Annotated in this window: 23 protein-coding genes; 16 read left to right on the top strand and 7 right to left on the bottom strand. The window is 69.2% G+C overall.

What is annotated here, in order from left to right:
- Nucleotides 1-22: 22 nt before the first annotated feature.
- The 3 genes from H074_RS17540 to H074_RS17530 are packed head-to-tail and all read left to right on the top strand — an operon-like array spanning nucleotide 23 to nucleotide 3,598.
- Nucleotides 23-1,066 carry a sugar ABC transporter substrate-binding protein gene (locus tag H074_RS17540; protein WP_039922710.1) on the top strand — a complete coding sequence of 348 codons (1,044 nt, stop codon included), beginning with the start codon at nucleotides 23-25 and terminating at the stop codon, nucleotides 1,064-1,066.
- The gene (locus H074_RS17535) at nucleotides 1,063-2,589 is read left to right on the top strand and encodes a sugar ABC transporter ATP-binding protein (RefSeq protein WP_007031378.1); all 1,527 of its coding nucleotides are present in this window, start codon (nucleotides 1,063-1,065) and stop codon (nucleotides 2,587-2,589) included. The genes H074_RS17540 and H074_RS17535 overlap by 4 nt, the downstream gene beginning before the upstream one ends.
- Nucleotides 2,582-3,598: an ABC transporter permease gene (locus H074_RS17530; protein ID WP_007031377.1), complete on the top strand. Its 1,017-nt coding sequence runs from the start codon at nucleotides 2,582-2,584 to the stop codon at nucleotides 3,596-3,598. Before H074_RS17535 ends, H074_RS17530 begins: the two co-directional genes overlap by 8 nt.
- Nucleotides 3,599-3,681: 83 nt before the next feature.
- Here the strand turns inward: H074_RS17530 and H074_RS17525 are convergent, their stop codons facing one another.
- On the bottom strand, nucleotides 3,682-4,392 hold the full coding sequence (locus H074_RS17525; RefSeq protein ID WP_007031376.1) for a FadR/GntR family transcriptional regulator: 711 nt from the start codon (nucleotides 4,390-4,392) through the stop codon (nucleotides 3,682-3,684).
- Between the two features lie 107 nt (nucleotides 4,393-4,499).
- Here H074_RS17525 and H074_RS17520 point away from each other — a divergent pair, with 107 nt between their 5' ends.
- From H074_RS17520 to H074_RS17510, 3 genes are read left to right on the top strand one after another with little or no spacing between them, the layout of a single operon-like run.
- Entirely contained in the window at nucleotides 4,500-4,802 is a 303-nt protein-coding gene (locus H074_RS17520) for an L-rhamnose mutarotase (RefSeq protein WP_007031375.1), read from the top strand.
- Nucleotides 4,799-5,767 carry an aldo/keto reductase gene (locus tag H074_RS17515; RefSeq protein ID WP_007031374.1) on the top strand — a complete coding sequence of 323 codons (969 nt, stop codon included), beginning with the start codon at nucleotides 4,799-4,801 and terminating at the stop codon, nucleotides 5,765-5,767. The genes H074_RS17520 and H074_RS17515 overlap by 4 nt, the downstream gene beginning before the upstream one ends.
- Nucleotides 5,764-6,588: an amidohydrolase family protein gene (locus H074_RS17510; protein ID WP_007031373.1), complete on the top strand. Its 825-nt coding sequence runs from the start codon at nucleotides 5,764-5,766 to the stop codon at nucleotides 6,586-6,588. The genes H074_RS17515 and H074_RS17510 overlap by 4 nt, the downstream gene beginning before the upstream one ends.
- Nucleotides 6,589-6,703: 115 nt before the next feature.
- On the opposite strand, the gene shbA is transcribed toward H074_RS17510, so the two are convergent.
- The 4 genes from shbA to H074_RS17490 all read right to left on the bottom strand — a co-directional run bounded on the left by shbA (nucleotide 6,704) and on the right by H074_RS17490 (nucleotide 8,727).
- Nucleotides 6,704-7,360 (bottom strand): RNA polymerase sigma factor ShbA, encoded by a 657-nt coding sequence (shbA, locus tag H074_RS17505; protein ID WP_007031372.1) that lies wholly within the window; start codon nucleotides 7,358-7,360, stop codon nucleotides 6,704-6,706.
- Between the two features lie 251 nt (nucleotides 7,361-7,611).
- Nucleotides 7,612-7,914 carry a DUF202 domain-containing protein gene (locus H074_RS17500; protein ID WP_007031371.1) on the bottom strand — a complete coding sequence of 101 codons (303 nt, stop codon included), beginning with the start codon at nucleotides 7,912-7,914 and terminating at the stop codon, nucleotides 7,612-7,614.
- A complete protein-coding gene (locus H074_RS17495) occupies nucleotides 7,911-8,261 on the bottom strand; it encodes a YidH family protein (protein ID WP_007031370.1) in 351 nt (116 codons plus the stop codon). Before H074_RS17495 ends, H074_RS17500 begins: the two co-directional genes overlap by 4 nt.
- 10 nt (nucleotides 8,262-8,271) lie before the next feature.
- The gene (locus H074_RS17490; protein ID WP_007031369.1) at nucleotides 8,272-8,727 is read right to left on the bottom strand and encodes a GtrA family protein; all 456 of its coding nucleotides are present in this window, start codon (nucleotides 8,725-8,727) and stop codon (nucleotides 8,272-8,274) included.
- 172 nt (nucleotides 8,728-8,899) lie between these two features.
- Between H074_RS17490 and H074_RS17485 the strand changes: the two genes are divergently transcribed.
- Both H074_RS17485 and H074_RS17480 read left to right on the top strand, forming a co-directional pair.
- Nucleotides 8,900-9,115, top strand: coding sequence for a hypothetical protein (locus tag H074_RS17485; protein WP_007031368.1), 216 nt, complete (start codon nucleotides 8,900-8,902; stop codon nucleotides 9,113-9,115).
- An 81-nt stretch (nucleotides 9,116-9,196) separates the two neighbouring features.
- Complete coding sequence (locus H074_RS17480) at nucleotides 9,197-9,508, top strand: hypothetical protein (RefSeq protein ID WP_005153325.1); 312 nt, start codon at nucleotides 9,197-9,199, stop codon at nucleotides 9,506-9,508.
- A 205-nt stretch (nucleotides 9,509-9,713) separates the two neighbouring features.
- Here H074_RS17480 and H074_RS17475 read toward each other — a convergent pair whose 3' ends face one another.
- On the bottom strand, nucleotides 9,714-10,838 hold the full coding sequence (locus tag H074_RS17475) for a glycerate kinase (RefSeq protein ID WP_007031367.1): 1,125 nt from the start codon (nucleotides 10,836-10,838) through the stop codon (nucleotides 9,714-9,716).
- Nucleotides 10,835-11,800 carry a 2-hydroxyacid dehydrogenase gene (locus H074_RS17470; RefSeq protein ID WP_007031366.1) on the bottom strand — a complete coding sequence of 322 codons (966 nt, stop codon included), beginning with the start codon at nucleotides 11,798-11,800 and terminating at the stop codon, nucleotides 10,835-10,837. The genes H074_RS17475 and H074_RS17470 overlap by 4 nt, the downstream gene beginning before the upstream one ends.
- Before the next feature lie 157 nt (nucleotides 11,801-11,957).
- Here H074_RS17470 and H074_RS17465 point away from each other — a divergent pair, with 157 nt between their 5' ends.
- The 8 genes from H074_RS17465 (at nucleotide 11,958) to pcaC (ending at nucleotide 17,832) form a co-directional block, all read left to right on the top strand.
- Nucleotides 11,958-12,485 carry a hypothetical protein gene (locus H074_RS17465; protein ID WP_039922707.1) on the top strand — a complete coding sequence of 176 codons (528 nt, stop codon included), beginning with the start codon at nucleotides 11,958-11,960 and terminating at the stop codon, nucleotides 12,483-12,485.
- Between the two features lie 126 nt (nucleotides 12,486-12,611).
- Entirely contained in the window at nucleotides 12,612-13,421 is an 810-nt protein-coding gene (locus tag H074_RS17460; RefSeq protein ID WP_007031364.1) for a CoA transferase subunit A, read from the top strand.
- Nucleotides 13,418-14,173, top strand: coding sequence for a CoA-transferase subunit beta (locus H074_RS17455; RefSeq protein WP_007031363.1), 756 nt, complete (start codon nucleotides 13,418-13,420; stop codon nucleotides 14,171-14,173). The genes H074_RS17460 and H074_RS17455 overlap by 4 nt, the downstream gene beginning before the upstream one ends.
- Nucleotides 14,170-15,348 carry a thiolase family protein gene (locus tag H074_RS17450; protein WP_007031362.1) on the top strand — a complete coding sequence of 393 codons (1,179 nt, stop codon included), beginning with the start codon at nucleotides 14,170-14,172 and terminating at the stop codon, nucleotides 15,346-15,348. Before H074_RS17455 ends, H074_RS17450 begins: the two co-directional genes overlap by 4 nt.
- 28 nt (nucleotides 15,349-15,376) lie before the next feature.
- Entirely contained in the window at nucleotides 15,377-16,111 is a 735-nt protein-coding gene (pcaH, locus tag H074_RS17445) for a protocatechuate 3,4-dioxygenase subunit beta (protein ID WP_007031361.1), read from the top strand.
- A complete protein-coding gene (pcaG, locus tag H074_RS17440) occupies nucleotides 16,111-16,659 on the top strand; it encodes a protocatechuate 3,4-dioxygenase subunit alpha (protein ID WP_007031360.1) in 549 nt (182 codons plus the stop codon). The genes pcaH and pcaG overlap by 1 nt, the downstream gene beginning before the upstream one ends.
- A complete protein-coding gene (gene pcaD / locus H074_RS17435; protein WP_039922706.1) occupies nucleotides 16,652-17,431 on the top strand; it encodes a 3-oxoadipate enol-lactonase in 780 nt (259 codons plus the stop codon). The genes pcaG and pcaD overlap by 8 nt, the downstream gene beginning before the upstream one ends.
- Complete coding sequence (pcaC, locus tag H074_RS17430) at nucleotides 17,428-17,832, top strand: 4-carboxymuconolactone decarboxylase (protein ID WP_007031358.1); 405 nt, start codon at nucleotides 17,428-17,430, stop codon at nucleotides 17,830-17,832. The genes pcaD and pcaC overlap by 4 nt, the downstream gene beginning before the upstream one ends.
- Nucleotides 17,833-17,841: the final 9 nt, after the last annotated feature.

Here is a 17,841-nt window from a genome sequence, read left to right as displayed (position 1 = left end):
GGCTGTCATCAAGGAGGATGCGGTGCGTACGAGGGTGATCAAGGTGGCCGCCGCGGCCACCGCGCTCGGGCTGGCCCTGTCGGCCTGCGGGTCCACGAAGGACAACGCGCCGAAGCCCGGCGCGGGCGGGGCGCAGGACGGCAAGGTCGGCGCGACGATCCCGTTGCTGACCTCGCCGTTCTGGCAGGCCTACAACAACTACGTACCGCTGAAGGCGAAGGAACAGGGCGTCGAGGCGCTGCCGACGGTCAACGCGGACAGCGACTCGGCGAAGCAGATCACCGACATCAACACCTTGCTCAACCAGGGCGTCAAGGGTCTGGTCGTGACGCCGCTGGACTCCGCCGCCGTCGTGGCGGGCCTCAAGGCGGCGGAGAACAAGGGCGTCCCCGTGGTGGCCGTCGACGTCGCGCCGGAGAGCGGCAAGGTCGCGATGGTGGTGCGCGCGGACAACAAGGCGTACGGCACCAAGGCCTGTGAGGCGATCGGCGCGAAGGTGACCTCGGGCAAGGTCGTGCAGGTCATGGGCGACCTTGCCTCGGTCAACGGCCGCGACCGCTCCGAGGCGTTCCGGCAGTGCATGAAGACGAAGTTCCCGGATGTCCAGGTGCTGGAGATCGCCGCCGAGTGGAAGGCGGACAAGGCTTCGTCCGGTTTGGACAGCCTGCTGACCGCGAACCCGGACATCAAGGCCGTGTACATGCAGGCGGGCGGTGTGTACCTGGCGCCGACGCAGCAGGCCCTCAAACGCAAGAACCTCTACTTCCCGGTCGGGGACCCGAAGCACGTCGTGCTGGTCAGCAACGACGGCATTCCGCAGGAACTGGCCGCGATCCGCGCGGGCGAACTCGACGCGACCGTCTCCCAGCCCGCCGACGACTACGCCAAGTACGGCATGTACTGGGTCAAGAAGGCGATGGCGGGGGAGACCTTCAAGGCGGGGCCGACCGACCACGGCAGCACGGTCGTCGAGGTCCGGCCCGGGATCCTGGAAGACCAGCTCCCCGCCCCCGTGGTCACCAAGGACAACGTGGACGACAAGGCCCTCTGGGGGAACAACCTGTGAGCGCGCTGCCCGCCGGGTCCGCCGCCGTGCCGGTGGTCAGCGCACAGGGCGTCGGCAAACGCTACGGACCGACCGTGGCGCTGTCCGGCGTCAGCATCACAGTGCACCCCGGCGAGTCGCACGCGCTCGTCGGCCGCAACGGTGCGGGGAAGTCGACGCTCGTCTCCATCCTCACCGGACTGTCCAAAACAGACACCGGCCATGTCGAGTTCGGCGGTGTCCCCGCACCGCCCTTGTCCAGACAGGAGGACTGGAAACGCGCGGTCGCCTGTGTCTACCAGCACGCGATGGTCGTCCCGCAGCTGACCGTCGCGGAGAACCTGTTCCTGAATCGCCAATCCGGCAAGGGTTTCGCGATCGGCTGGCGGCGGTTGCGCCGTCAGGCGCGGGAACTGCTCGACTCGTGGGACGTGCGGGTCGACGTCGACACCCCGGCGGGGGAGCTTTCGGTCGAGGACAGGCAGTTCGTCGAGATCGCCAGGGCGCTCTCCTACGGCGCCCGGTTCATCGTGCTCGACGAGCCGACGGCGCAGCTGGACAGCCAGGCGATCGATCGGCTCTTCGCGCGGATGCGCCAGATGCAGGCGAACGGGGTGACGTTCCTGTTCATCTCGCACCACCTTCACGAGGTGTACGAGGTCTGCCAGGCGGTCACCGTGCTGCGCGACGCCAAGCACATCCTGACCGCGCCGGTCTCGGAGGTCGGTCGTGCCGAGCTCATCGACGCCATGACCGGCGAGCAGGGCGGGCTTTCCGTTCGCGACGCCTCGGCACGCGAGGTGCTGGACCCGGACGCGGACGAGGTGCTGACCGTCGACGGGCTTTCCGGTGACGGTTTCGAGGACGTGACCTTCCGGGTCCACCGCGGTGAGGTGATCGGGCTCGCGGGCAGCAACGCCAGCGGCAAGCATCAGGTCGCCGAAACCGTGTACGGACTGCGTTCACCGGCCTCGGGCACGATCCGGGTGGACGGGAAGCCGTTGAAGCCGGGCGACATCCCGGCCGCGATCCGCGCCGGGATCGGCTGTGTGCCGAGGGACCGGCACCACGAGGGGCTGGTCCTGGAGCACTCCATCGCGGACAACGCCACACTGTCCATTTTGGATCGCATGGGCAAGGGAGGCCTCGCGGCGCCGGGTGTCCGGTATTCGAAGGCATCGAAGGCCCTGACGGACTACGACATCGTCGCGGCCGACGCGGACCAGCCGGTGTCCGACCTTTCCGGTGGCAACCAGCAGAAGGTCGTCCTGGCCCGCGCACTGGCCGGGGATCCGCGCCTGCTCGTGCTGATCAACCCGACCGCGGGGGTGGACGTGAAATCGAAGGAGGCGCTGCTCGCGGTCGTCGACCGGGTGCGGGCCGAGGGCAAGGCGGTGCTGATCGTCAGCGACGAGCTGGATGATCTTCGTCTCAGCGACCGGGTGCTGGTGCTGCACGCCGGCGGCGTGGTCGCCGAACACCGGGCTGGCTGGTCCGACGGCGACCTGGTGGCCGACATCGAAGGAGTCGAGCGCGGTGACTGAACTGATGACCGACCCGAAGACCTCGTCGCTCGCGGCGCCGCCGAAGCGCCGGAAGTTCCGCTGGTTGCGCGAACTCGCCTTGGTGCCGGCGCTCGTCGTCGTGCTGATCATCGGAGGACTGATCAGTGACACGTTCCTGACCTTCGGCAGCATCGTCGGGATCCTGTCCGCCTCGGCGGCGTTGTCGATGGTGGTGCTGGGCGAATCGCTCGTGCTGCTGACCGGGAAGTTCGACCTGTCACTGGAATCCACCATGGGCATGGCGCCCGCGCTGGGCGCGATGCTGGTGATCCCGGTGGCGTCTTCGGGCTTCGGCACCGAAATCCCCGGTTTCGCGGGCATCCTCGCCGTACTGGTGGCCGGTGCCGCGGTCGGCTTCGTGAACGGCTTCCTGATCGTCAAACTGAAGCTGAACGCCTTCATCGTCACGCTGGCGATGCTGACGGTGCTGCGCGGTACGCAGATCGGTTCCACGCAGGGGAAGACGCTCTTCGACCAGCTGGACGTGTTCACCGCGCTGGCCACGACGACGTTCGCCGGGCTGCCGATGTCGGTGTGGCTGGCCGCGGCACTGTTCACCGTGTTCGGGCTGGGGCTGCGGTACCACCGGATCGGCAGGTCGCTGTACGCCATCGGCGGCAACCGGGAAGCCGCGCGGGCCGCCGGTATCCGCGTCGACCGGATCTCGTGGGGCGTGTTCGTCGTGGCCGGTGTGCTGGCCGCGCTCGGCGGGCTCGCGTACACCGGTTACGTCGGCGCGCTCGGCGCGGATCAGGGCGACGGTTTGATCCTTCAGGTGTTCGCGGCCGCGGTGATCGGCGGTGTCTCCCTGGACGGTGGGAAGGGCACGCTGGTCGGGGCGCTCACCGGCGTGCTGCTCCTGCAGACGGTCACCAACCTGCTGCAGGTGGCGCAGGTGCCGCCGGAATGGCTGAAGGCGATCTACGGCGTGATCATCCTGGTCGCGCTGATCATTTCCCGCTATGCCGGCGGGAAAGCCCAAACTTAGTCCGAAAGTCCGTGAAGGCCTCCTTCACTACCTTGAGGGTAGGGAAGGAGGCCTTCACGGAGCATCCATGGAGGAATGCTGTGTCAGGAAGCTTCGGCGGCCGTGGTGGGGTCGTCGGCGGTGCCGAGGGCGTTGCGGAGCCATTGCTCCACCCCCGCCACGTGCACGGTGGCCCACGAACGCGCGAGTTCGGGTTCGCGGGCGGCGATGGCTTCGTAGATCGCCGTGTGCTGCTCGCGGGTCTTCGCGACCGCGCCCTCCTGGGTGAGCCCGCGCCAGATGCGGGCGCGCGCGGTGGGGCCGGACAGGCTGTCCAGCAGCGAGCACAGCACCGGATTGCCGGAGCCGTCGGCGATCTTGCGGTGGAACTGCAGGTCGTTCGCGACCAGCGCCTCCACCGTCGGCGAGTCGGCCAGTTCGTCGAGCAGGCGGCCTAGTTCCGCGATGCCCTCGTCGCTCATGTGCATCGCGGCCATCGCCGTCGCCGCCGGTTCGAGGATCCGGCGGACGGCGAGGAAGTCCAGCACGGTGTCGTCGCGGTGGAAGTCCACCACGAACGTCATCGCGTCGAGGAGGAGATTCGGTTCGAGGCTGGTGACGTACGTTCCGTCCCCCTGGCGGACGTCGAGCACGCGGATCAGGCACAACGCCTTCACCGCTTCGCGCAGCGAACTGCGGGACAGGCCGAGCCGCTGGGCCAGTTCGGCCTCCTTCGGCAGCCTGTCGCCCGGAGCAAGCTCGCCGGAGATGATCATGTCCTTGATCTTGTCGATCGCGACATCGGTGACCGGCATGTCCCACCGCCCTCCCCCGAAGACCTCGGATGTTTGAGTGTTAGTTGACAGAGTGCCATGTTCAGAATCAAGGAGGCGCGGTGACCCACGGTGTCGCACTACAAAGAGTGGCACTCCACACCCGGTTGAAGCCGGGTAAGGAGGCCGAATACGAGTCGGTCCACGCCGTCATTCCGCCCGACCTGGACGAAGCCCTGCGCGGAGCGGGCGTGCGTTCGTGGCGGATCTGGCGGGACGGTCTCGACCTGTTCCACGTGGTGGAGGTCGAGGACTACGCGAAGATGCGCGCGGTCCTGCGCGATCATCCGGCCAACATCCCGTGGCAGGCACGGATGTCGGAACTGCTCGACGTCGAAGACGACTACTCGGGTGGCGATTCGGGTCTCGGCCTCGTTTGGGAGCTTCCGTGAAGATCTCCCTGTCCCCGCTGGGGCTCGGCTGCGCGCAGCTGGGCAACCTGTACCACGCCATCACCGACGAGACGGCCGAAGCGACCGTCCGGCAGGCGTGGGACGAAGGCATCCGGTACTTCGACACCGCCCCGCACTACGGTCTCGGCCTGTCGGAACGGCGGCTGGGCGCGGCGCTTTCGGCTCATCCCCGCGCGGAGTTCGTGATCTCGACCAAGGTCGGCCGGGTACTGGAACCCGATCCCGGCGGTGCTTCGCGCACCGACTCGCAAGGTTTCGTCGTCCCCGCCGTGTACAAACGCCGCTGGGACTTCAGCCGCGACGGGATCCTCCGGTCGCTTGACGACAGTCTGGAGCGGCTCGGGCTCGACCGCGTGGACGTCGTCTACGTGCACGACCCGGACGAACATTTCGAAGACACCGTCAACGGCGCGTTCCCCGCGCTGCTCGAATTGCGGGAGCAGGGTGTCGTCGACGCCATCGGGGCCGGGATGAACCAGGCGCCGATGCTCACGGAGTTCGTCCGCCGCTTCGATCTCGACGTGATCCTGCTGGCGGGCCGGTACACCCTGCTCAACCAGCCCGCGCTCGACGATCTTCTCCCGCTGTGCGCGGAACGCGGCGTGGACGTGGTGGCGGGCGGCGCGTTCAACGCGGGGATCCTCGCCACCACGTCGCCGGGCACGATGTACGACTACGCCGAGGCTCCCGCCGAACTGGTCGAGCGCGCCCAGCGGATCGCCGACGTCTGCGCGCGGCACGGCGTCGAACTCCCTCAAGCGGCCTTGGCGCTGCCCGCCGCGCATCCGGCGGTGGTGTCCGTCGTCGTCGGCGCGCACGATCCCGGCCAGGTCCGGCTCAACGCGGAACGGTTCCGGCGCCCGGTGCCGCGCGCGTTGTGGACGGACCTGATCCGTGCGGGACTGTTGCGTGAGGACACCGTGCTGAGGCAGGAGGAGCCGTGATCGACGCGCACCACCATCTTTGGGACCCCTCGCGGCGGGACTACCCGTGGATGACCGGTACGGCGCTGGAACCGATCCGCCGTCCGTACACAGTGGACGATCTCCGCACGGTGACGAAGGCGGCGGGGGTGAAGGGGACCGTGCTGGTGCAGACGGTCTCGTCGGAGGGAGAGACCCACGAGTTCCTCGCCGCCGCTCGTGCCGAGCCGCTGATCGTGGGCGTCGTCGGCTGGACCGACCTCACCGCCCCCGATGTCGCCGAGCGCGTGGCCGCGTTTTCCGGTCCCCTGGTGGGAATCCGGCATCAGGTGGAGGACGAGCCGGACCCGTCGTGGCTGACGCGGCCCGAGGTTCTGCGCGGTCTCGCCGCTCTCGGCGAGGCCGGGCTGGCGTACGACCTGTTGGTGAAGCCACCGCAGCTTCCCGCGGCCCTCGCCGTAGCGAAAGCGTTGCCGGATCAGGTTTTCGTGCTCGACCACGCCGCGAAGCCGCCGATCTCCTCGGGTGAATGGCAGCCGTGGGCGGACGGTGTCGCGGCTCTGGGGGAGCTGGACAACGTGTACTGCAAGCTTTCGGGGCTGGTGACCGAGGCGGACTGGGCGCGGTGGAAGGTCGGACATCTGGCGCGCTGGGCCGAGCACGTACTGGAGTCCTTCGGGGCCTCGCGGCTGATGTTCGGCTCCGACTGGCCGGTCTGCGAACTCGCGGCCGCGTACGAAGTCGTCGTGGACACTGCGTTCTCGCTGACGGGCTCGCTGAGCGACGCCGAGCGGCTGGAGTTCTTCGACGGCACCGCGCGGCGGGCTTATCGCCTCTCGTGAGTGGTAAGGACGGTTCTAACCGTCTTTACCACTCACGACAAGCGACAAGTGGGCGGCGCGGGGTCCAGGCGCCTGAGAACCGCCGATCAACGACCCGCGGCAGGGGGAAGGGAGATCAGAATTCGTCCTGCTTGACCATCGTCCGCAGGCGGGTCAGCGCGCGGTGCTGCGTCACGCGCACGTTGCCGGCGGAGATCCCGAGCGCCTCGGCGGTTTCGGCGGCGGAAAGGCCGACGGCGATGCGGAGGGCGAGGATCTCCTGCTGCACACGCGGAAGGGTCGACAGCAGGCGGTTGAGCCGGGCACCGAGGTCCAGGTGCAGGGCGTGCGTTTCCGGTTCGTTGTCGCCGATGGGCCGTTCCGGCAGTTCCGGGACCGGTTCCGACCGGTCCCGGGAGACCGCGCGGTAGGCGTCGGCGACCTTGTTGGCGGCGATGGCGTGCACGAGGTAGAGGAACGAACCGCCGCGATCCTGATAGCCGGGCAGCGCCTTCAGCACCGCCATGCACACTTCCTGCGCGACGTCGTCCGCCGACAGGTAGGACAGGTCGCGGCCACCCATTCTCGCGCGGCAGTACCGGACCACGACGGGCCCGATCATCCGCAGCAGGGACTGGATGGCGGCGGGATTCCCGTCGCCCGCGTCCTTGACGAGGGGATCGAGGTCCTCCTTCGTCAGCCGTCCGCCCGGTCGAGGCAGGTTCTCCGGAGTCGTGTATCCCGGGACCGCATCGGGGGTGACGGTTCTGGACGCGCTAGAAGTTGCTTGCATGGTCGTCCTCCCCGGCCGACCCTGCGACCGTCGCTGTCTAGGGGTCAACACTCCGTAACGATTGCGGGCGGCAGATGCTCCGTAAGATCCAGATTCATCTACCGCCGTTGCGACGCAGCGTAATCGTAGGCGTCGATCGGACGGCAGTAAAGATTTCAACTAGAGATAGCCCATTCGCCGGAGTCGGCTTAATACAACCGAGACTCTGCGTCGCGAAAAGGGGCTTCGGGGTCGCAGCATGTGCGCGGCACTTAGCGCACCGCGATCAGTGCGACCGCCGTCGCTACGACGAGTGCCGACGCTGTGACAGCAAGGAATGGGTTAAGAGGTTTCGGGGTTTCCGGACGGCGCAGTGCTCGTTCACGGATCGCGCCGACGGTGACCAAGGTGATCACCATGGCGCCCGCGAACGCGACCGGGATGACCGTCGTTCCCCAGCCTCTCCTGGCCGCGGTGTGCACCAGCAGGAGTGTGCAGGCAGTAGCCGCGAGCGCGGTCCGGCGCCACGCCAGCCCGGTTCGTTCCGCTTGCGCTCCGTGATCGCCCGGGTTCACGAGAAGACCACCAGCGCCGCGGCCGTCAGGGTGATCACGAGGATCCCGGCGGTCAGCAGGATCAGCATCCCGCTCTTCGGCAGCGGCCGTCCCGCGCGCATCGCGGTCTGCACCTGCCGCCAGCGCGGGTACGCGCTCGCCGCGAGGACGGCGGCCAGTACGACGCACAGTCCCGCCAGGACGCTGCTCAGCGCGCTCGGGTCGGGAACCAGTTGATGGACGGCGACGCCGCCGGCCAGCAGGCCCAGCGCCGTCCGGAGCCAGGCGAGGAAGGTTCGTTCGTTGGCGAGCGTGAATCGGTAATCGGGTTCCGAGCCGCCGTCGTGCGGGCCATTGATCTCTGCCACGTGATGAACACTAGGTGTTCCGGCGCGCGAAGACCCACCAGCGAAGGACCGCGAAGCGCGCGATGCCGCCCACAACGCTGGCCGCGAGCAGGGCGCCTGTCTGTTCCAGTGCGGTCGGCTCGGTGATCACCGCGTCGAGGGACGCGAGCACGATAGAGCCGTACGCGGCGTAGAAGGCGAACGTCACCAGATCCTGGAAATGCCGCTTGCCCGCTTGGCTCTGTCGGGTGGCGAAGGTGACCCGGCGATGGAACTCGGTGTTCCCGACGGTCGTGACCGCGAGCGCGACCAGGTTGGCCGGTTGGGGGCCGAGGACCGGCTGGAGGAAAAGGAACAGCACCGCCTGCAGGCCGGTGGCGGCGACACCGGCGACGAGGTACCAAGCGGCATGGTTGCCGAGTTCGTGGTGCCGTTCCGGCGCGCGCCGGATGATCCGGTGCCCTGGCGCCCACCTGGTGGTGGTCATACCGACGACGCTACTCCTTATTTCACAAACTTGTGAAGCTAATGAACCACCTGAGAAATTGTGATCCCCGCGACAGCGCCGCCGTTTGGCCTGCGGAGACGCCGGGTAAGCCACAGGGACCGGGTCGAGTACAGCACGCCCCGGCCAACGTCCGATCAGGAGGGAGCGGCCGATGAGCGACCGTGAGACCGCGGAGCCGGAAACGTTGGATCCCAGCGAGGCGCTCGACGAGGACGAGCTCCGCGTCGACCCGCTCGAAGAAGGTGTAGAACCGCCCGAGCACTGGAGCGGCGCCGACCGATTCGGGACCACGCCCGCGGAGATCCGCGAGGGCGAGTCGCACGCCATGCGGCTGGCCGAGGAGGAGCCGGACGTCGGCGAGAAATGATCTTCACTCAGACGGCAGGCCATGCCGACACCCCCTAGCGTGGTCGCTCAAGTGCAAGACCGCGACGAAGGAAGGGCAGAGATGCTGACAGTCACCGAGGCCGCCGCCGAGGCGATCACCGCACTGACCGGGCAGGAGAACGGCCAAGATGGGGGCGGGCTGCGGTTCGCGATGCATTCCCAGCAAGGGGACAGTCCTCAGCTCGCGGTTTCCGTCGCTCCCGAACCTGAAAGCGGAGACAAGGTACTCGGCGCCGACGGCGGCCCGAAGGTGTTCTTGGAGCCGGAAGCGGCCGCGTTGCTCGACGACAAGGTGCTCGACGTCCAGCAGGACGAAACAGGCGAAGTCGCCTTCGCCGTACTCCCGCAGGCTCAGCCCCAGCCTGGCAGCTGAGCCTGGCGGGTTCAGGCGCTAAGTCGCGGGTGGGCGGACGGTTCACGATCGTCCGGCGGTGCTGTCGCGAAAGCCACTTTCGCGACGTCTGATGTCCCGAAAGTGGCTTTCGCGACACGCGAAGAGCTGCCGTCACGATCCGACGCTGTCCGCCGACGCCCAGCGTCGCGGAGACCGCTACCTGAGACTTTCGCCTTACCTCTCACTAAGTCCGGGCCCAGGCACGGACGAGCTCGCCGGCCCGCTCGCGCAGGAGTTCCGCCGCGTGCGCACGCGCGTGGTCGAGCGAGGGCGCGTGGTCGATAAGGGCGGCGCTGCCCACGACCCCGAGGCCGGCGAGCTGGCTCTGGTCCAGCTGGATCCGTCCGGCCAGCACCATCAGCGGCACCGCGTGTTCCTGCGCGCGGGCCGCGATGCCCGCCGGGGCCTTGCCGTCGAGGCTCTGCTCGTCCAACGAGCCCTCGCCGGTGATGACGAGGTCGGCGCGTTCGATTGCGCCTGCGACGCCGGTGAGGCCGGCGATCAGCTGGAAACCGGATTCGACTCCCGCGCCGAGCCCCGCGATCGCACCGGCGGCGACCCCGCCGCCCGCACCCGCTCCGGGAAGATCGGAGACGTCGGGGGTCCCCGCGTTCCGCAACGCCTGAGCCCAGCGGGACAGGGACTCGTCCAGTTGCTCGACCTCGCGTGGGCCCGCGCCTTTCTGCGGGCCGAAGATCGCGGCCGCGCCACGGGGGCCGAGCAACGGATTCGTCACGTCCGTGGCGACGGCGACCTCGACGGAGCCGAGCCTTTCGCGCACCGGGCCGAGTTCGGCCAGCGCGACGCGGCCCAGCGTGCCGCCGCCGAGTCCGACCGGCGCGCCGAACGCGTCGAAGACCCCGGCGCCCAGTGCCGCCAGCATCCCGGCGCCGCCGTCGGTGCTCGCCGTTCCGCCGACGGTCAGCACCAGCCGCCGCGCGCCGTTGTCGAGTGCGTGGGCCAGAAGTTCGCCGACGCCCCAGGTGTGCGCGGCGAGCGCCACCTCCGGGCTCGGCTCGACGAATTCGATGCCGCACGCCCGGGCCGATTCGATGTAGGCCGTTCCGTCGAGCGTCACGTAGCGCGCGTCGACGGTGTCGTCGAGCGGCCCGCGGACCGGGACTTCCACTAGACGGCCACCCGCCGCGACGAGGACGTCGAGTGTTCCTTCGCCGCCGTCGGCGACGGGGCAGGAGGAGACCTCGGCTTCGGGCAGCGCGTCGCGGACGCCGTGGGCGATCGCCTCCGCGGCCTCGACCGCGGTCAAGCTTCCTTTGAACTTGTCGGGCGCGATGACCACACGAGTCATGGACGAACCTCCGTCAGCGGGTTTCCGCCGGTGAGCACCGACGCGACGTTCTCGGCCGCGAGCACGGCCATGGCGGTACGGGTCTCGACCGTCGCCGATCCCAGGTGTGGCGTCAATATGACGTTTTCGCGATCCAGCAGGCGCGGCTCGACGTCGGGTTCGGCTTCGAACACGTCGAGGCCCGCTCCGGCGATCTCGCCGGCTTCCAGCGCGTCCGCCAGCGCGGCCTCGTGGACGACGGGGCCGCGTGTGGTGTTGATCAGGTACGCGCCCGGTTTCATCGACTTCAGCGCGTCCGCGTCGATGAGATGCCGGGTTTCCGGAGTCAGGGGGCAGTGCAGTGAAACGACGTCGGAGCTTTCCAGCAGTTCACCGAAGGACACGTACTTCGCGCTCAAGGTCTTCTCGACGTCTTCGGCGGCCCGCGATCGTCCTGAGTAGACGATCCGCATGCCGAAACCGAGTGCCCGCCGCGCGACCGCCTGCCCGATCTGGCCCAGCCCGACGATCCCGAGCGTCTTGTCCTGCAGAGAGGAACCGAGCAGGAAACCCAGATGGAACGACCAGGGGGTGCGCGAGCGGATCAGCCGTTCGCCTTCGCCGAGCCGTCGCGTCACCGCGAGGATCAGCCCGAACGCCAGATCCGCGGTGGCGTCGGTGAGCACGCCGGGGGTGTTGGTGACGGTGATCCCGCGTCCGGCCAGCGCCGCGACGTCGACGTTGTCGTAGCCGACGGCCACGTTCGCCACGACCTTCAGTTCCGGGCCCGCCGCGTCGGCGACCGCGCCGTCGATCCGGTCGTGCAGCATGCCGACGATCGCGGACGCGCCCCGGACGAACTCGCGCAGTTCGTCCGGCGTCAGCGGCCGGTCGGCGCGCGAGAGTTTCACCTCCCCGGCTTCGGCGAGCACTTTCAGCGCTTCGTCGGGAACCCACCGGGTCACCGCGATCGTGGAGGTCACGTCCTCAGCCTAGTGTGCGGCGATTGGTATCCCAAATACGGGAATCCCCATTGTGAGGGAGGTGCTTCCCCTGCACGGGGGAGTCGTCGCCGTCCGGCGCGCCGGAATCGTGGTGAGCGCGGAAAGGCTCCGCGAGCAGGGGATTCCAGGGGTGGAAATGAAACGATCACGAGAACTCGCGGCCGTCGGCGCCGCGATGGTCCTCGCCACGACACTCGTCGCGGCCGGTCCGGCCTCGGGCACGGAAGAGGGCAAGGGGAAGCCGTCCGAACCGAGCCTGGTCGGCAGCGCCAAGATGCTGCGCGAGGACGGCCAGGACGTCCGGTTCGCCTTCGACGCGCACGGTCTCTTCCCGGAAAGCAAGGGGACGTTCCGGGTGAGTCACGCGGGTGAAGGGTTCTCCGCCTACTTCCGGGGCAGGATCGACTGTCTGGTCGTCGGTGGCCCGGTCGCCGTGGTCACCGGCATCGTCGAAGACACGAACGTTCCCGGCCTGAAGGACCGCCGGGTCGGGATGACGGTGTACGACAACGGCAGGCACGACAGGCTCGGCTACAGCTGGGGGCCTGATCCCGGGCACGAGCGGATCGTGCCGCCGTGCCTGAGCAGTGCGACCTTCGAACGGGTCGAGAGCGGGGACTTCAAGGCCGTCGAATGGTTCCCGTCCGGCAGCGGGATCGGCTGAGCCGGATCGGCGCGCTCGACGTTCTTCGCGGACTCCCACTCGAAGAAGGAGTGCGCGGCCCCGCCGAACCATGCTATGTTCATATGCAGAACATGTGTGCGCGATACGAACAGGCCGGGAGTGGGGATGGCGGAGCTGCTGTCGTTGAAGGACGCCGTGGCACGGCTGGTGCACGACGGGGACACTGTCGCGCTCGAGGGCTTCACGCACCTCATTCCCGTGGCCGCCGGCCACGAGATCATCCGCCAGCGCCGCACCGGCCTGACGTTGATCCGCATGACCCCGGACATCGTCTACGACCAGCTCATCGGCGCGGGCTGCGCGAGCAAGCTGATCTTCTCGTGGGGCGGCAACCCCGGGGTCGGCTCGCTGCACCGGTTCCGTGACGCGGTCCAGCACTCCTGGCCGGTGCCACTGGAGATAGAGGAACACAGTCACGCGGGCATGGCGAATCGGTATGTCGCCGGCGCCTCGGGCCTGCCGTTCGCCGTCCTGCGCGGCTACACCGGCACCGATCTTCCCGCACGGACCGAAACGATCAAGCCCATCACCTGCCCGTTCACCGGGGAGCGGCTGGCCGCCGTCCCCGCGCTCAACCCGGACGTGACGATCGTGCACGCCCAGCGCGCCGACAGGTCCGGAAACGTCCAGATCTGGGGTATCACGGGCGTCCAGAAGGAGGCGGTGCTCGCGGCTAAGCGATCGCTGGTCACCGTCGAGGAGGTCGTGGACGAACTGGAGCCCCGGCCGGGTGCGATCGTGCTGCCGTCGTGGGCGGTCACCGCCGTGGCCGAGGTGCCCGGCGGCGCGAGGCCGTCGTACGCGGCGGGGTACTACGAACGGGACAACGACGCCTACCAGGCATGGGACGCCATCGGCCGGGACAGGGAGAGCTTCACCCGCTGGCTCGACGAGCTGACGGGAGTGAAGGCATGACCGAGTACACCTCAGACGAGATGATGAGCGTCGCCGCCGCTCGTGCCCTCGGCGACGGGATGTCCTGTTTCGTGGGCATCGGCCTGCCCAGCACGGCCGCCAACCTCGCCCGCCGCGGGCACGCGCCGAACCTGACGCTGATCTACGAATCCGGTTGCCTCGGCGCCAAACCGACCAGGCTCCCGTTGTCCATCGGCGACGGCGAACTCGCAGACACCGCGGACGCCGTGGTCAGCGTCCCCGAGGTCTTCAACTATTGGCTCCAGCCGGGCCGGATCGACGTCGGCTTTCTCGGCGCCGCCCAGCTGGACAAGTTCGGCAACATCAACACCACCGTCATCGGCCCGGACTACACCAATCCCAAGGTGCGACTCCCCGGTGCGGGCGGCGCACCCGAGATCGCGGCCTCGTGCCGCGAGGTGTTCGTGGTACTCCGGCAGAGCACTCGCACGTTCGTCGAGAAGGTCGACTTCGTGACATCGTTCGGCCACGGCACCGGCAAGGGCGATCGCGAGCGGCTCGGCCTTCCCGGCGCCGGCCCGACGCTGGTCGTCACCGACCTCGGCCTGATGCGGCCCGACCCGGAGACCGCCGAGCTCACGCTCACCGAACTCCACCCCGGCGTCGAGGTCGATCAGGTCGTCCAGGCGACCGGGTGGAAACTGAAGGTGTCCGGCGACCTGGGGACCACCCCGGCGCCGACCGAGGCAGAACTCCGCATCCTCCGAGACCTCAAAAGGGCGAGCGCATGACCGACGTCTTCCTGTTCGACGCCATCCGTACCCCGTTCGGCAAATACGGCGGCGCCCTGTCCGGGGTCCGCCCGGACGACCTCGCCGCCACCGTGCTGCGGGCGCTGGCCGAGCGCAACGACCTCGACCCGGCCACCGTCGACGAGGTCGTGCTCGGCGACGCCAACGGCGCGGGCGAGGACAACCGGAACGTCGCGCGGATGGCGGCGCTGCTGGCGGGCTGGCCGACGACCGTGCCCGGTGCCACGGTCAACCGGCTGTGCGGCTCCGGCCTCGACGCCGTCATGCAGGCCAGCCGTTCGGTCCAGGTCGGCGACGCCTCACTCGCCGTCGCGGGCGGGGTCGAGTCGATGAGCCGCTCGCCGCTCGTCATGCAGAAACCGGAAAAGGCCTTCCCGGCGGGCAACCAGACGCTGCACTCCACCGCGCTGGGCTGGCGCATGGTCAACCCGAAGATGCCCGAGCGGTGGACGGTCTCGCTCGGCGAGTCCACCGAGCAGCTCGCCGAGCGCTACGGCATCGGCCGCGACGAGCAGGACGCGTTCGCCGTACGCAGTCACCTCAACGCCGCCCGTGCCTGGGACGAGGGGTTCTACGACGACCACGTCGTCCCCGTCGAGGGTGTCGAACTCGCCCGCGACGAAGGCATCCGGCCGGACTCCAGCCCGGAGAAGCTCGCGAAGCTCAAGCCCGTCTTCCGTCCACAAGGGACGGTCACGGCCGCGAACGCGTCGCCGCTGAACGACGGCGCCTCCGCGCTGCTGCTCGGCGACGAGGCGGCCGGGAAACGGCTGGGCAGGGCGCCGCTGGCCCGGATCGCCGGCCGGGGTGCGGCGGGCGTCGACCCGGACGTCTTCGGCATCGGGCCGGTGCGCGCGGCCGAGATAGCCCTGGAACGCGCCGGGATCGGCTGGGAAGACCTGGCGGCCGTGGAACTGAACGAGGCCTTCGCCGCGCAGTCGCTGGCCTGCCTGCGGGACTGGTCGAAGCTCGACCCGGAGATCGTCAACGTGAACGGCGGCGCGATCGCGATCGGGCATCCGCTGGGCGCCTCCGGCGGCCGGATCCTCGGCACCCTGGCCCACCACCTGCGCCGCGGCGGTGGCCGGTGGGGGCTGGCCGCCATCTGCATCGGCGTCGGCCAGGGGCTGGCCGTCGTCCTCGAAGCCCAGTGATCCACTGACTCGCGCTGGAGGGAAGACCATGTCCGCACCCGTAGAACTGAGGCTCCCGCGCTACCGGCGCGATCCGGAGGGCACGCATCCGCCGCTCGACTACGCCGGCTACCGGTCGACGGCGCTGCGGCATCCGAAAGAGCCGTTGATCGTGCTCCCGCATCTGCTGACCGAGGTCACAGGGCCCGCGCTGGGGCCGGGCAGGATCGGCGAGTTCGACAACGACCTCACCAAGGGCCACGCGGGGGAGCCGCAGGGCCAGCGGATCATCGTCACCGGACGGCTGCTCGACGGCGACGGGCGGCCGATCCGCGATTCGCTCGTGGAGATCTGGCAGGCGAACGCGGGCGGCCGGTACCGGCACACCGGGGACCGCTGGCCGTCGCCGCTGGACCCCAACTTCGACGGCGCGGGCCGGACGCTCACCGACTCCGAAGGGCGCTACACCTTCACCACCATCAAGCCGGGCGCGTACCCGTGGAAGAACCACGACAACGCCTGGCGGCCGGCGCACATCCACTTCTCCGTCTTCGGGAGCGCGTTCACCCAGCGGCTGGTCACCCAGATGTACTTCCCGGAAGACCCGCTGTTCTCGCAGGACCCGATCTTCAACTCCATCCCGGACGAGAAGGCGCGGCAGCGGATGATCGCGCGCTTCGACCTCGACCGCACGGAAGCCGAGTGGGCGCTGGCCTTCCAGTTCGACATCGTCGTGCGCGGCCGCGAGGCTTCGGTCTTCGAAGACGAGGAGGACGAGCACTGATGCCGGAGACGACGCCTTCCCAGACCGTCGGTCCCTACCTGTCCATCGGCCTGCCCTGGCCGGATGGGCCGGACGTCGTCCCCGCGGGCGAACCGGCCGCGATCCGTATCCACGGCCGCGTCCTCGACGGCGCGGGCGAACCGGTCCCGGACGCGATGATCGAGACCTGGCAGGCCGACGCCGACGGCCGGTTCGATCACCCCGACGACCCGCGCGGAGCGGTCGCGAGCGGGTTCCGTGGCTTCGGACGCTGCCCCACCGATCCGGGCGGCAGCTACGAGATCCGGACGATCATGCCCGGTTCGCTGCCCGGTCCGGCGGGCAGCACGCAGGCACCGCACATCGACGTCTCGGTGCTCGCGCGCGGACTTCTGCACCGGGTGGTCACCCGGATCTACTTCGAGGACAACGACAACTCCGGGGATCCGGTGCTGGCGTCGGTCCCGGAGGCCCGCCAGCGCACCTTGGTCGCCACCAAGACGGGCGACGGCTACCGGTTCGACATCCGGTTGCAGGGCGAGGGAGAAACGGTCTTCTTCGATGTCTGAGCCGGTGAAGGTGCACAGCGTCGCGGACGGGCCCGCGGACGGTCCGGTCGTGGTGTTCAGCGGTTCGCTCGGCAGCGATCACCGCATGTGGGAACCGCAGGTGAAACCCTTGGTGGAACAGGGTTTCCGGGTGATCCGGTACGACACCCGCGGGCACGGCGTGTCCCCGGTCCCGTCCGGGCCGTACACGCTCGCGGATCTCGGCGGGGATCTGCTCGCGCTGCTCGACGAGCACGGCGCCGAACGCGCCCATGTCGTCGGGCTCTCGCTCGGCGGGATGACCGGGATGTGGCTCGGCGTGAACGCGCCGGACCGGGTCGCGAGCCTCGTGCTGTGCTGCACGTCCGCGAAACTCGGGCCGCCTGGCATGTGGGCGGACAGGGCGAAAACGGTCCGGGAGAACGGCACCGCCGCGGTCGCCGAGGCCGGGGCCGCCCGCTGGTTGACCGCGGGTTACGCCGCCGCCCACCCCGAGCGGGCCGGGTACTTGCGCGAGATGATCGCGAGCGTCCCCGCCGAGGGATACGCGGCGTCCTGCCAGGCCATCGAACGGATGGACCTCGTCGGCGACCTGCCCAAGATCGCGGCGCGAACCCTGGTCATCGCCGGGGCCGAGGATCCGGCCACGCCGGTCGAGCACGCCGAGGTGATCGCGGGCGGCGTCCCGGACGCGCGGCTCGAGGTCGTCGAAGGCGCCGCGCATCTGGGGAGTTTCGAACAGCCGGAGCGGTTCACCGCGTTGATCCTCGAACATCTGGAGGCCGCCCGATGAGCGAAGACCCCTACGAGACCGGTATGAAGGTGCGCCGCGAGGTCCTCGGGGACGCGCACGTCGATCGTGCGGTCGCCCGCACCACCGAGTTCAGCCGCCCCTTCCAGGACTACATCACCCGGGGTGCCTGGGGAACGGTCTGGTCGCGTGACGGACTCGACCGCAAGACCCGCAGTTGCGTCACCCTGGCCGCGCTCACCGCGCTGCACGCCCACGACGAACTCGCGATGCACGTCCGCGCGGCCATCCACAATGGACTCACCGCGCAGGAGATCTCCGAGGTCCTGCTGCACACCGCCGTCTACACGGGCGCCCCGGCCGCCAACGCGGCGTTCGCCGTCGCCCAGCGGGTACTGGCCGAACTCGGTGAGCCTACAGCCCAGGAAGAAGGTGGCGGCTAGGGTTCTCCT

This window comes from Amycolatopsis decaplanina DSM 44594 (assembly GCF_000342005.1).
GTDB lineage: Bacteria > Actinomycetota > Actinomycetes > Mycobacteriales > Pseudonocardiaceae > Amycolatopsis > Amycolatopsis decaplanina.
This window is presented reverse-complemented; position numbering and strand designations above follow the sequence as displayed.

What these genes read in the sequence shown, in the direction of transcription:
- pcaC (WP_007031358.1), top strand. Translation starts at nt 17,428, where the DNA reads ATGAGCGAAGACCCCTACGAGACCGGTATGAAGGTGCGCCGCGAGGTC.
- H074_RS17525 (WP_007031376.1), bottom strand. Translation starts at nt 4,392, where the DNA reads ATGCCGGTCACCGATGTCGCGATCGACAAGATCAAGGACATGATCATC.
- H074_RS17450 (WP_007031362.1), top strand. Translation starts at nt 14,170, where the DNA reads ATGACCGACGTCTTCCTGTTCGACGCCATCCGTACCCCGTTCGGCAAA.
- H074_RS17460 (WP_007031364.1), top strand. Translation starts at nt 12,612, where the DNA reads ATGGCGGAGCTGCTGTCGTTGAAGGACGCCGTGGCACGGCTGGTGCAC.
- H074_RS17490 (WP_007031369.1), bottom strand. Translation starts at nt 8,727, where the DNA reads ATGACCACCACCAGGTGGGCGCCAGGGCACCGGATCATCCGGCGCGCG.
- shbA (WP_007031372.1), bottom strand. Translation starts at nt 7,360, where the DNA reads ATGCAAGCAACTTCTAGCGCGTCCAGAACCGTCACCCCCGATGCGGTC.
- H074_RS17485 (WP_007031368.1), top strand. Translation starts at nt 8,900, where the DNA reads ATGAGCGACCGTGAGACCGCGGAGCCGGAAACGTTGGATCCCAGCGAG.
- H074_RS17475 (WP_007031367.1), bottom strand. Translation starts at nt 10,838, where the DNA reads ATGACTCGTGTGGTCATCGCGCCCGACAAGTTCAAAGGAAGCTTGACC.
- pcaG (WP_007031360.1), top strand. Translation starts at nt 16,111, where the DNA reads ATGCCGGAGACGACGCCTTCCCAGACCGTCGGTCCCTACCTGTCCATC.
- pcaD (WP_039922706.1), top strand. Translation starts at nt 16,652, where the DNA reads ATGTCTGAGCCGGTGAAGGTGCACAGCGTCGCGGACGGGCCCGCGGAC.
- pcaH (WP_007031361.1), top strand. Translation starts at nt 15,377, where the DNA reads ATGTCCGCACCCGTAGAACTGAGGCTCCCGCGCTACCGGCGCGATCCG.
- H074_RS17480 (WP_005153325.1), top strand. Translation starts at nt 9,197, where the DNA reads ATGCTGACAGTCACCGAGGCCGCCGCCGAGGCGATCACCGCACTGACC.
- H074_RS17465 (WP_039922707.1), top strand. Translation starts at nt 11,958, where the DNA reads ATGAAACGATCACGAGAACTCGCGGCCGTCGGCGCCGCGATGGTCCTC.
- H074_RS17455 (WP_007031363.1), top strand. Translation starts at nt 13,418, where the DNA reads ATGACCGAGTACACCTCAGACGAGATGATGAGCGTCGCCGCCGCTCGT.